Here is a 12,847-nt window from a genome sequence, read left to right as displayed (position 1 = left end):
CGCAATTCCACCTGCAGGTTTTATCCTGACAGAGTATGGTAATGCTACCAAAATTTTTTCAAAGGTATACGTCGGTACTTAAAAATTATACCCCACGCTTCCAATCATTGTGGTATCATCTTTCTGGTTACCCTCCAGCGGTGTATTATCGTATTGGTTGAGGATTTCAAAGCTTAATGCTATAGATTTTGTCAGGTTGTGCCTGACTCCTACACCTGAATCTAAACGCCAATCTTCTTGATTTTCAACACTTTGTACATATTCTTGTTTAGCATATAATTTTGTATCCTGCAGGAAGATCCAATCCAAATAATGACCAAACCTTATACCCCAAAAATCATCAGTGATCCCACCATGGAATCTTTCATAGGTATATGCAGGACCAGTTTCTGCTTTATATTTCAGCCTTTCTTCGTCGATGAAACGGTAACCAGCGCCCGGTGATGAAATAGAGCGATAATTTAAATCCTCAAGTTCATCATGTTCAAAGTACTGGTTAAAAAAAGAATATAACCTGGGAGTATGTTTATATTCGTATTTTCCCGTAGCCCGCTGTTCATTGACAGTTTCTTCGTCTTCATCTGTATCTCTGTCTTTCTGCGTTTCATAAAGGGAAATCGCATTGAAATATATATTGTCCCGATTTCGTTCGTTAACATATGCCCCTTTTAAATAGGTGGTAGTTGACTCTGTATTTCCGTCTTTAATATTTATACCGGCATCAGCATTTCCCTTCCATGTCTTTTGGGGAGGGGGAACTTTCTTTTCCTCTGATTGAGCAAGTTTTTCACCGCTCGTATTCGAAGATTGCTGCGGACTGCTTTTTACTTCAGCTTCCTGTGTACTTGATGGAGATTCTTCTTTATGGGCACTCTGCTCATCGCCGGAACTTGTCTGCACCTGTTCCGATTCTTTTACAGCAACCGTGATTGTTTCAGTTCCCGTCTCAGAAGAAGCCAATGTATCCGTAGTATTAATATCGATATCTTTTATAGAAAGACCTTCTGGCTTTTTTATCTTAAGGACAGAGAATCTCTTTCTCGTGTTTTCGTGATTTACAATAATGATTTCATTATCCCTTGCAATGAGGCTTATTGTATTGATCTGAATAGCACGGATGCTCCCATCCTTTTGCTGAAGATCAAGAGATTCTTCTGAGATTTTTAATACTTCTCCCCCAATAAAAGTACCATCAATCATTTTTATTTCATCCGAAAATGCCTTTATTCCAAATAACGTTACCAGAAAAAAAACTACTGCGGGATATACCTGCAAGTATTTCTTTAAGAACATATTTCATTCACCTTTCTCACTAAATGCTTAGGGACTCTACCCCCATCTATCAATAAACAATTCCAGGGCGCATTATTACACATTACACGATGATTTCAACCATGCGGAGGTGTGACGTCCAAAGGCTTAAGTGATTTTCTGCCAAATGCCACTATTGTAAATTGCCTCCGAAGGTAACCTGAAAAGGACTTCAACAAATTTCACCCAGTACGGAATGGGCCATATTATATCCACATTACCTTTATGTCAAGATTAAAAGGCCTCCGTAAATTGTGTTTTTATCAGGTGGGAAAACCCACCTTGCTGGGTCTCTTGTGATGCATTTGGAATCTCCTAAGGCAAAGGGAAAAGACAAGGATATTTATTCTTCAAATACTTCTGGAACGCATTTTTCTCTCCTGTTCAGAATCCTGTCAATAACCAGCGTAACGAACAATACTTCAATTGGGATAAACATTATATCTCCCGACTCGAACGAATCGGAAGAGTTTTTTGTTTTAAGATAGGTGGGAGTAAGATATTATTAATTGAAAATTTATCGTAAATCAACCAAAGGCAGACCAAACAGAGCAGTGACAAGCAGTCCTTACTCTGGAACTGTCTTTAAATGAAAACTATCCATGAATAAAAAGCTTTTCATATCTTTTATTCTGCTCTTGGTAAGTCACATAACTTTTTTGTCACCACAAAACGCAGGTTCTCAATCCACAGAGAGTGCCTCAACAACAGTATCAAATGCCCCAATATACCACGTCGATGCTATCTGCACCATCTATAAAGACGTGTTTGGACAATTTGGTGATAATGCTGAACGACTCTACCAGCAATACGGCACGTTTGCCCTTGAATTTTTGAAAGAGTATAAAATCGATGGGCTTGCACTCCTGGAAAAATATGGCAGGGAAATGGCCGACCTGTTTCCACTCCTGGATTATAGAGACATCTTTCACCTTTATAACAATTCTGGTAGCAACACAAATAATTACCCCATATTCTCACCCAAAATCCTTGCTGAATTTTACAAAAACTTTGGAGAGGAAGGGATGAAATATATTGCTAATAACCCCGAAAACTTCTTCCGTATAAGCGAGGATAAAGACAAGGGCATTGAGCTCATTAACCTTGCCAATGAAAAGGGGGACATTGTTTTTCCCCTGGCACGAAAACATGGAATCGCCTTTGCGCGGCTTTACGACAAAGACGTATTAAACATTGTCATGAAATTCCAGGACGACGGCCTCCTGGCCGTAAAGGAATACGGGGAAAAGGCAAAGACTTTATTCAATCTTTTCATGGATGATGATACCTTTTATCAGATAATTAAAACGTACGGGCATAAACAGACCATTCCCATCATTTATCTTTTTTATAGCAATAAAGATTTTAACAGCCAGTTATACAACTACCTGAAGACAACAAGCGCCTACGAATGGATATCAACCTGGTGGTATGGCACAGGCACATCTACCGCAAATACGCAAGGAGATGCAACCGTACAACGTGAAAATGCCAGTAGGGCCATTCGTCTTATTTTTGAGTTGGGAAACGATTTCATGGATCGGTTTGAAATCCTCGATATCAATAACGTCAGGGAAGAAGCCATTACCACCATTACGAACAAATTAAGGAATTTCTTTATTTCCGATGCCGAAAAGGTCAGCCGGAAAAGAATTCGGCAGGAAGACATCAGCTTACAGGACAAGTTGTTTGCAGGACTGGATATCCTGGGACTTGTCCCTATTGGTAGCGGGATATCCAGGGGGGCAAAACTTGCGGTAAAAGGGGCACGTTTTGCAAAGACCACAAAAGGGTTCAATGGCCTTGTCCATGTAACCGAAGACCTCGTAACGGCCTATGGCGATGACGTCATTCCATTTGTGGCAAAACACGGAGACGATGGCATCAAGGCGCTGAAGGTAACGGACGGCAAAATCCTTACCCTCTCACAGCAATATGGAGATGATGTGGTTCGATACGTTTCTCAATATGGCGCCGATGCTGGGAAAGCAATTGAACAATATGGGGATGATCTCCTATCCCTGGCACGCCGATATGGTGATGATGTGATCAAATACATTGCGCTCTATGGTAACGACGGCCTTAGGGTTATTCAGAAGTATGGCAAAGACGTTGTGCTTTTAAGCTCCATTTATGGTGACAATGTTATCAAATTATCAGCCCTCTATGGGGATGACATCATTCTGTATATATCCAGATACGGTTCAAGCGGTGTAAAAGTTATTGAAAAATATGGTCATGATGTAATCCGAATGGCGAAAAGGCACGGAGACGATGTCATTAAGTATGTTGGTATGTACGGAGATGATGGTCTTCAGCTTGCCAGCAAAGGGAAGGCTGGCCTCCTGGTAATGCGATTTCTCTCGCCCAAAACATTTGCAAAATGTGTAAAGTTTATCAAATATGGCCTGGTTGCATCCATCCTGCTCACCTTTCTCACCCACCCCATTGCATTCCTATCCGGCCTCATTAACGTCCTTGCCTGGTTATTTGGTACCAGCCCAGTGACTATAGCCACTATCATGGGTCTTGCAGTCACCTTCGTTCTCATAAGGTTTTTGAGAAAATTTAAAGGTTTTTATAATAAGTCAAAAAAATACCATGGCTAAAAATCGGAATTGCCCGTTTTGGAAATTGCGTAAAACTGGTGTCAGAAAAAATGAGCGCCCTAAACATCAATCATACCCGTATTTATGCTGCAAACAAGGCATTGGTGTTCTCCTAAGGGCAGACCAAAGAGAAATGTTTCACTGATAAAGTCATTGCATGATTCGCATCGTTCAACATTTTGCAAAACAGGATTTTTTCCATAGTATCCCAGGGCTTCTATCTTTGTACAGACGATTTCCTTTTTCCTCCCGAATCCGTAGCAGGTCATTAAAAATTCCTGGATATTAAAACGTTTTGATGCCACCATGAAAATGGAAAATTCGGCATCTGATTCTTTCACTTGTTGGGTTTTGTAAATCCGCGCATAAAGGACAACGGCATTCTTTTTATATTTTGTATCTACCTTGAATATCGCCTGCCCATCCCTCTTTAATAGCGTATGCTTAACATAATGTGCGTGAAGATATTCTCCCAGTTTTTGTTGCAGAAAAGACGCCGTAAATTCTTTCGCGAGACACATCCTGTAGAGGATATAGTGCACATCCGGTATATCACCGGGACCTAAAACAAATTCCTTAATCCTGAATCCGCGGCAATATGCTTGTATACTATTGAGTTTTCGGGGAAGGGCCTCACTATTCAAGAGTTCTTTTGTTCTGTCGTCTGATAAAAACGCCAGGTGATAAACATTAATACCATGTGTAAAATCAGCAGTGACCTTCTCTCCACCAAAATCTCTTGCATGAGCAGACAATGCCTGATAATAAGGTACAATTTCAGGCATGGCAAGCATAAGGGCGCGTGCAATGGCCACTCCAATAAATTGTTTTTGGGCTAAACGCAGGGCGGGTTCGATCTCCACAACGACTCGTAGTATGAGGGGGTTTCGTTTCCTGTCAGCAATCCGGCGAATGTCTTCCATGAGAAAGGGTTGAGAAATTTTGTGGTGTGTAATCTTTTTCTTATGAGCGGCCGTTGGGCAAGCCCCGCATCCCAGGCATTGTGCTTCGATCTGTGGACGACCCAGGCAGTACTCACGCTCGGTAAAATAGATTGAACGCTCGTATTCTTCCCACAAAAATTTCTTTGTAATGCCCAAATCGATATCGTCCCAGGGAAAGACCTGATTTTTCCCCTTTGCACGAAAGTAATTTTCTTCGGATAACCCTAATTCCATTAAATAATTACGCCAATTCCTGAGTATTTGTTTTGGCACAGTGTTATAATAAACAAATCCATCCATAATCGATGAGCGTACGAGGGCAGGGGTTAACCGTCTATCGCCCATTGCCAGTAATTGTGTCAGCCATATTTCTTCATAAGAAGCGCTTTCCCGGAATTCCATGCCGTTAAATTTACAGATACGTTCAATTTCCCTTCGTATCTGCTTTTTATCGTCAAGGGCTGTTACACACTCGTGATATTGCAATGGTGTATGCGGGGGATAATAAAGGGGCGTCATGCTAAAAACGATGCGGACACTGCTATCTGACATACTTTTCAAGTCCCCCAGACGCTTTACAAATCTTCCGAATTCCTCAAAGTCTTCCGCTTGTTCCAATCCCGTGCAGATTAAAAAAATCTTGAGTTCCCTGGCACCCCTTTCAAACAAAAATTCACAGGCCTTATAGATTTGTTCTTCGGTAAGGTTCTTGTGCAGGTATCGTCTCAACCGCTCGCTGATACCTTCCATCCCGCAACTAACCGTTGTCTTTCCGATTATCTGTTGTACCTCTGCAAGGAACCGGTCGGCAGACAACAGATCAAACCGCTGGCTCTTGAGGCTGATGCTGGCCATTTCCCTATAAAAGGATAAGATCATGGGATACAGTTCAGTATGGGTATTGAAGTTAAAACTCAGGAGATTTACGCTCTCCAGCCCTTGCTGTGCCTTTGCTGCTTTCAGCGCTTCTAAAAGCTTTGATAATGACCGTTCCCGATAGGGTTTTCTCTCCCAGCTTTCGGCACAAAAGGCACAAAAGCATGGGCATCCGTTACTGATTTGCAAACTTCCCATACCGAGACTTTCTGTTTCATACCAGAGAGGACCCGATTCTAACGTCCTCACCTGATCAAGATTGTATATAGTTGCGCTTTTTACGGGATATGGCACGTACGGTTCTTTTGGCGTAATCTCTGCCAAAACACCTTTATCTGAAAGGAGATTGTTAACTTCATCGCTGTATATTTTTTCTGTTATCGTTTGTATTTCTGCGGGATTCTGTACAACCACTTTATACCGATGTTCGTATTTATCCGGTTCATAGAATCCATCAACCTTCCCGTGACATGCACTGAGAATCTCAGTTTTGCTCAACCCATGTGCCTTCCCGTTTTTTACCACCTCCAAAAATTGTTTTATAGAATATTCTCCTTCACCAACGAACACGGCGTCTACAAGCCCATAATTATTCCCAAATCCCTGTTCTTTGAGAGGTCCGTGCAGTACAGAAGTAACTGCCGAGCTGGCGCCCCCCAGCACAACCAGTGGAATATCCGGACGTATCATGCGTTCGTTCTTGAAGAGCGGAATACCTGAAAAATGCAAAAGTTTTGGCAGATTCAGTAACTCCAGCACAAAGGAGTTACTAATACCAAGGACATCGAATGCACAAGGAGGTTCTTTCGTCGTAGTGCCTGTCCAAAGGGGAATTTTGGAGCCAATCATTACCTCCAGGTCTTTCGGTGGGGGGAGAAAGGAGAAGTCTGTAAAAACACCTTTCACCTCCTGTGCGATCTGAGCTACCAGGGGGTGAGAGATAGAAACTGCTACATCACGATACGTTGACAGCCTGCAGATGAGAAATCGCAGCTCTGCCTGATGAAACAAGACATGGTCCATGGTATTCGGCTCGCCACCTTTTAACCATAGGCCAGCCAATGACAGTAAATAGTAATTCTTTTCATACCACTGTCTGATCTCTTGTGAAGATTTCAGGCAGTCGTAGGGTTTGATATCAATCATGTTCATTTCGTAAACTGGAACTGTTATTTATTATACACAAATCGCACCCGGAATATCCCGTGAGTTATCTCTTCACTGAAAAACTGTATCATCTTTGTTTCTCCCCTCACCTTTCCTCTTTCGCGACCCTTCTTTCTTTTACCTTGCGGCCCTATCTGCTTGACTGTTGCAGCATAGCAGATTCATATCAGTTATCTTTATAAAGTATATCAATTCGCAACACAAGGGGAAAAAATAAGGCGACGAACTCAAAGAAAATACAACAGTTTTGAATTTGTTTGTAGAGAAACGATAAAGGCGGGGTATCAGAAGCTATAAAATAATTATTTTATTCTTGACATCTTATAATTTTATGTTAGACTGCTTTTCAACTTTCAACTTTCAACTTTCAACTTTCAACTTTCAACTTTCAACTTTCAACTTTCAACTTTCAACTTTCAACTTTCAACTTCTGTAGCCCATTACAAAGTAACGTAATAAAGACATTCCGATAAAGGCAAACCCTGAGTGATCGGGGGGCGCAAAGTAAAGGGTCTTTATAAACGGTTTAAACTGTTTGAACCGTTTAAGCGGCTAAAAATAAGACAGCCTTACTGCCGAAGATGTTTTACAAGGACATTTTTGCAGTAAGGCTTTTTTGTTTCTAAGCGGACGGGACTGTCCAAAAAGTAGTGATGGTAATTCTCCTCTCTATCAAGAGGGGTTGGGGGGGGTTAAGTAGAGTTGTTTGTTGGGTGCGCTCCGCTTCACCCAACCTACCAAACTATCAAGGCAAAGCCTTGTGCTGATTTCGCCCCGGAGGGGCAAATTGCTCATAGGCAGGCAATTTATTGCCTGTGTTAAGAGAAAGATAAAAATAAGCCCTGTAGGGGCGAATGAAGATTATGGATACAAAATCGTCTCAATCGTCCCTACGGGACTGTATTTCTCTTTGATAAAAATACAGGCAATAAATTGCCTGCCTATTGCCTCACGTCCCTATAGGGACTTAAAAAGCACAACTCATCTTTCAAAAAACTAAACTGTTTCTCCAAAAGTAGTGATGATAATTCTCCCCTCTATCAAAAGGGGTTGGGGGGGTGTCAAGAACAGGGAATACACACCCCTTAATCCCCTCTTTCTAAAGGGGAAATAAGGTAGTCTGTCACTTTTGTTGAATGTGTTTACAAAGTAAAGTAAGGATAGGGTTAAACGAAGTAAACCCGTCATCTTTAAAGTCCCCCTTATCAAAGGGGGATACAGGGGGTTGTTGGGTGCGCTCCGCCCCTCGGCAAACTCGGGACAGGCTTCACCCAACCTACCAAACTTATAACCCCGCTTCCCCTCCTTACGAAGGAGGGGGCTAGGGGGAGGTAATAAAAATAATCTTCCCTGTTTCTCCTTGCGAAGGAGGGGGCTAAGGGGAGGTCTTAAACTGTGTTTGTTTAATACCGTTGATAAAGATTTGACTGTTGTCTCCAAAAAAACGCAAGGGGTAATAGACTGTGAATACAACAAAACCGATCCGCAAACAAGGCATTCTGGTGCAGGATATGGGACGTGAGACATTACTTTATAGCACCGAGGGAAAGGCAATACATGTCCTTAATCCCACAGCGAAACTCATCTGGGAACTGTGCGATGGTGGGCATACCCGAGAAGAGATGGAACAGGTGATCAGGACAAGGTTTTCTATCCCTGATAACCATGATGTTGCCGGAGATATCCTGCATACGTTGGAGGTTTTTGTAACGAAAGGGATCGTGGAGGAAAAAGATTTGTAACAAAAAAATGGCAAAATCAAAACCATTCCGATAAAGGCAAACCCTGAGCGATCAGGGGGCGCAAAGCAAAGGGTCTTTAGAATATTTTCCTGCAAAGGCAGGAAAATATAAAGACAGCCTTGCTGCCGAAGATATTGAGGAAAAATCTTTGCGGTAAGGCTTTTTTTATTTTAATCCGTAGTTATTTCAATGTAGGGGCACGTTGCCACGTGCCCTGATTTTCTGCACCCATAAATAGTGGACACGGACAAGAAGCTGTAAAAATTTTGATGAGATAAAAAAGAAAGGAGGTATTGTGCGACAGATAGCCAGGTATTTGTTGTGTCAATGTGGTGGTTTGAAAGGGAATGAGAGAGGAGAATATTGGGACTAAATTATATAGTCCTGTAGGGAAGGAAAACGTTTATAAGAAAGACGAAAAGGGGATGCTGATTTTTTTAAAATCATGAAAAAGAGCAAAAAGATTTGTCATTTTGAAAGATTTGATCCCCTATTGCCACTTGCAAAGAGTTGATAAAAGAGGGAATGAAAAATGAAAAAAACTGAATGGAGAGCAATGAAAAAGACAGGGCTGTTGTTGCTAATGACCGGATTTTTAATCTTCCTAGCCAATTTGCCTGCACCCGTGGCATGGGGAGGTATTGAGTTAGAACCCTTAACAGCCACGAATACTATAGACACTGATCATACCGTTACTGCTACAGTGACAGATGACAGTGGTAAGCCGCCCTCGGAGGGAATCAGTGTGGGTTTTGATGTCAGTGGAAATAACGTTCAAACAGGCTTTGCCAGAATAGATAAGGATGGAAAAGCAACTTTTACTTACCACGATAATAAAAAAATAGCGGCTACAGATAGTATAGTGGCAAAAATACTAATAAGTGGTGAAAAATCAAATGTTGTTGAAAAGAGGTGGGTAAATGCCGGCATTACTTTATCTCAAGATAAGGATGAGAATACCGTAAACACTAACCATACTGTTGAAGCAGAGGTTGTGGATATCGCTGGTAATCCGGCCAAGCAAGTCACTGTAATTTTTCTTGTCGATGGAAGTAACAATCTACGTGTGGAAAGTGATACAAACGATAAAGGCGTAGCAACGTTTACATATCACGATAATGAGGGTAAACCAGGTTCCGATACTATTTCTGCATTTTCTTATGATCTGGTCACCGATGCAATTATTGAGTCAAAAAACAAACTAACAAAGAAATGGACTGAAAAAGGCAATGCTGTAGAACTCACATCCTTCGCCGCAAAAGCAAATGATGATGGTAGTGTGATCCTGACTTGGGAAACGGCCACGGAGGTGGACAACGCCGGCTTCAACCTCTACCGCGCAAGGCTCAAGGATGGTACTTACAAAAAGATTAACGACACACTCATCCCTGCCCAAGGCAATACAGTATCCGGAGCCAGTTACAGCTATGTAGACACACCACCGGCCAAAGGCACATACTATTATAAGCTGGAGGATGTGGACTATAACGGCCTGAGCACCATGCATGGTCCAGAAAAGGTGAGGGTGAGGTCTGGGAATAATGCATCACGAAGGTCAAGGTAGCAGTTGAAATGGTGCATTTAGATAGCGCTTAACAGAAGTAAGGAGACAGAAGTTAGAATTAAAAAACGTAAGCAGTCATGGATCAGGCAGAGGCTGAAGCCCGACCGCTTGTGGCTGAAGGCGTAAAGAGATATCGAATATTTTCATAGAGAAATGGGGTGAAAAAAGAGAAGAGAAGGGTTAAACGAAGTGAATACATCGTTATTCGGGTTGTTGGATACGCTAGCTTCACCCAACCTACAAAATAAAACATTACTTTGTTAAAAATTAAGTGGCAATATTTGCTTAAAAACTTGAATTTAAATCTTTCGGGTCTGTTTTTAACAAAGCAATGCTAACGGTGGCTATAGTTGAATCGCCTTTTAAAATAAAAAAAGATGTAATATTGTCCAGTTTTCGGGAAGCCAAGCAGGCTATTGACTTCTTAATTAGAACTTAAAGATATGGAGTGTAATAAAATATGAAAAAAACGGCTACGATATCCTATCACCTTTTCCAGTTTAGAGGCAATAAATATGTTTTTGATATCGAGTCGAGTGCTGTCGCACGGATTGACGACCCCGCTTACGACGCGCTGTCGTTGCGTCTGACAGAGACTTCTCTTGACGCTATTTCTGGTCACCTGTCTAAAAAATATGGTGTGGAGACTTCCCAGACCGTCCTGAGCGAGTTGAACTGGTTAGAACGAAAAGGGTTCTTTCAGGGTTCTGTTTACGACCACCAGGAAAACGGAGCCTACATCCGACAACTCACGCGGATGTCCGCTAATAGTATTGAGCTTTGTCTGGCTGAGGCCTGTAACCTACGTTGCCATTACTGTTATGTCGGCGAGAATAATGCGCTCAACAATGGCCTTATGTCTCTGGGAATTGCGAAAGAGGCTGTAAATCTTGTATTTCAAAGGGCAGACAAAGTTCGACAAATCAATATCACTTTTTTTGGTGGCGAGCCGCTGCTTAACAAGCCGGTGATGCGCAGCGTAATCCGTTATAGCCAGCAGCTAGCCCATGAACAGGGCAAAGAGGTTCGTTACTCGATGACGACCAACGCCACGCTACTGGACGATGAGATCATAGGCTACATCAAGAGGTATAACTTCGGCTTGATGGTTAGTTTGGACGGTTCCAAAGAGATACATGATCAAATACGACCATTCAAAAACGGGCAAGGATCGTTCGAAATGGCATCTCGCAATATCAAACGGTTGATGCAGCATCGCCGCTCGGTAACGGTTCGGTGCACTATTAGCAAACAATGTCTAGATCAGATCGGGATCGTCCAATTTTTGGAGGATTTCGGTTTTACCAGAGTGGCATTGAGTTATTGCACCGGCAAGTCATACTGCCAGGGACCGTATGACATTGGTATCGAGGAAAATACTATACTTAAAGACCAGGAAGATTATTTACTGGACCGTCTGCTCAAGCAATTGGATCGGGGAGAGCGAATTCGATTCAATCCCTGGGCCAAGGTGGTACAGGACATCCACAATAAGCAAAAACGACGGATTCGATGCGGCGTGGGACGTGGTTGTACAGCCGTGGGAATTGACGGAAGACTTTACCCATGTCATCGTTACGTAGGTATGGAAAACTATGTCCTGGGCGATGTCTCGACTGGGATTGATAGTAAAAAGTTTGCCGACTATCTGCACGCCTATTTTGAGACAAAGAGAAAGTGCGAGAGTTGTTGGGCAATCAACATCTGTGGCGGATATTGTCCCTGGCATGTATCAAATCAGGATGGCACATTTCAACCACCCCTTGACTGGTGGTGTGAGGAACTATTGAGATGGTACGAGCAGGGGGCCTGGTTGTATGATACGTTGCGCAGCCGATATCCCGATTATTTTCAGAAACTGGTGGGGAATGACAGCGTTCGGCCTCTGACCACAACTCCTATCCAGCGGTAGCGAAGTCGTATTAGGTTGTTTTGCGGGTTTTGTGCCTTGTCGTTACGTATGATTTCAGATATTTACACTGTATTGCGTATGAGTTTCACTCCAGATAAAAAAAGACATATGGCAACTTGTCCAACTTGGGTTATGACAAGTGGGATTCATTCGTGATTCAAAAAATTACGTATTGGCGAAGCTAATCAGAGTGAGATTGGTTTCCGATCGTGATGGCGACTTAATGATATGAGTCAGCTACTTTTATCTCTTTTAATCTTTTTCTTTAAAAAAGGGGGTGAAAACAATGAAATCGGAAAATGAAGGTACAAAACTCGACCGGCGAGATTTCCTGAGGAAACTCGGTGCAATTATGGTGGGGGCAGGGTTGAGTCACTTCCAGTTTGTAAATTTTGGAGTAAAGTCAGCCTTCGCTGCTGCGGACGTTTGCCCTCCCAGCGACATCTGCGACCCTGGTACGAACAACCCGGACGTATGCGATCCACCGAATTCTGAGGATAAGTGCTTAACGAGCGTGGGGGATACGGATGAGTGCAAAGGTGGCAGCGACATCTGCGACCCCGGTACGAACAACCCGGACGTATGCGATCCACCAAATTCTGAGGATAAGTGCTTAACGAGCGTGGGGGATACGGATGAGTGCAAAGGTGGCAGCGACATCTGCGACCCCGGTACGAACAACCCGGACGTATGCGATCCACCAAATTCTGAGGATAAGTGCT

Annotated in this window: 8 protein-coding genes and 2 riboswitches; of the genes, 6 read left to right on the top strand and 2 right to left on the bottom strand. The window is 42.6% G+C overall.

What is annotated here, in order from left to right; all coding sequences use genetic code 11:
- Nucleotides 1–78: 78 nt before the first annotated feature.
- Nucleotides 79–1,293 carry a DUF481 domain-containing protein gene (locus E3K36_14995; GenBank protein ID MCF6156509.1) on the bottom strand — a complete coding sequence of 405 codons (1,215 nt, stop codon included), beginning with the start codon at nucleotides 1,291–1,293 and terminating at the stop codon, nucleotides 79–81.
- 620 nt (nucleotides 1,294–1,913) lie between these two features.
- Here E3K36_14995 and E3K36_14990 point away from each other — a divergent pair.
- Nucleotides 1,914–3,920 (top strand): hypothetical protein, encoded by a 2,007-nt coding sequence (locus tag E3K36_14990; GenBank protein ID MCF6156508.1) that lies wholly within the window; start codon nucleotides 1,914–1,916, stop codon nucleotides 3,918–3,920.
- 59 nt (nucleotides 3,921–3,979) lie between these two features.
- Here E3K36_14990 and E3K36_14985 read toward each other — a convergent pair whose 3' ends face one another.
- On the bottom strand, nucleotides 3,980–6,892 hold the full coding sequence (locus E3K36_14985; GenBank protein MCF6156507.1) for a radical SAM protein: 2,913 nt from the start codon (nucleotides 6,890–6,892) through the stop codon (nucleotides 3,980–3,982).
- A gap of 479 nt (nucleotides 6,893–7,371) precedes the next feature.
- Nucleotides 7,372–7,487: riboswitch (cyclic di-GMP riboswitch) on the top strand.
- Between the two features lie 207 nt (nucleotides 7,488–7,694).
- Here E3K36_14985 and E3K36_14980 point away from each other — a divergent pair.
- From E3K36_14980 to E3K36_14960, 5 genes are all read left to right on the top strand, one after another.
- Entirely contained in the window at nucleotides 7,695–7,907 is a 213-nt protein-coding gene (locus E3K36_14980) for a hypothetical protein (GenBank protein ID MCF6156506.1), read from the top strand.
- A 463-nt stretch (nucleotides 7,908–8,370) separates the two neighbouring features.
- On the top strand, nucleotides 8,371–8,649 hold the full coding sequence (locus E3K36_14975) for a PqqD family protein (protein MCF6156505.1): 279 nt from the start codon (nucleotides 8,371–8,373) through the stop codon (nucleotides 8,647–8,649).
- Between the two features lie 25 nt (nucleotides 8,650–8,674).
- Nucleotides 8,675–8,779: riboswitch (cyclic di-GMP riboswitch) on the top strand.
- Nucleotides 8,780–9,181: 402 nt separating this feature from the next.
- Nucleotides 9,182–10,213, top strand: coding sequence for a hypothetical protein (locus tag E3K36_14970; protein ID MCF6156504.1), 1,032 nt, complete (start codon nucleotides 9,182–9,184; stop codon nucleotides 10,211–10,213).
- Between the two features lie 460 nt (nucleotides 10,214–10,673).
- Complete coding sequence (locus E3K36_14965; protein ID MCF6156503.1) at nucleotides 10,674–12,125, top strand: radical SAM protein; 1,452 nt, start codon at nucleotides 10,674–10,676, stop codon at nucleotides 12,123–12,125.
- Nucleotides 12,126–12,411: 286 nt separating this feature from the next.
- The coding region (locus tag E3K36_14960; GenBank protein MCF6156502.1) for a hypothetical protein at nucleotides 12,412–12,847 on the top strand (436 nt) is incomplete at its 3' end.

Source organism: Candidatus Brocadia sp. (genome assembly GCA_021646415.1).
GTDB lineage: Bacteria > Planctomycetota > Brocadiia > Brocadiales > Brocadiaceae > Brocadia.
This window is presented reverse-complemented; position numbering and strand designations above follow the sequence as displayed.

Excerpts from the sequence above, each read along its gene's own strand:
- E3K36_14990 (MCF6156508.1), top strand. The coding sequence starts at position 1,914 with ATGAATAAAAAGCTTTTCATATCTTTTATTCTGCTCTTGGTAAGTCAC.
- E3K36_14965 (MCF6156503.1), top strand. The coding sequence starts at position 10,674 with ATGAAAAAAACGGCTACGATATCCTATCACCTTTTCCAGTTTAGAGGC.
- E3K36_14985 (MCF6156507.1), bottom strand. The coding sequence starts at position 6,892 with ATGAACATGATTGATATCAAACCCTACGACTGCCTGAAATCTTCACAA.
- E3K36_14995 (MCF6156509.1), bottom strand. The coding sequence starts at position 1,293 with ATGTTCTTAAAGAAATACTTGCAGGTATATCCCGCAGTAGTTTTTTTT.
- E3K36_14970 (MCF6156504.1), top strand. The coding sequence starts at position 9,182 with ATGAAAAAAACTGAATGGAGAGCAATGAAAAAGACAGGGCTGTTGTTG.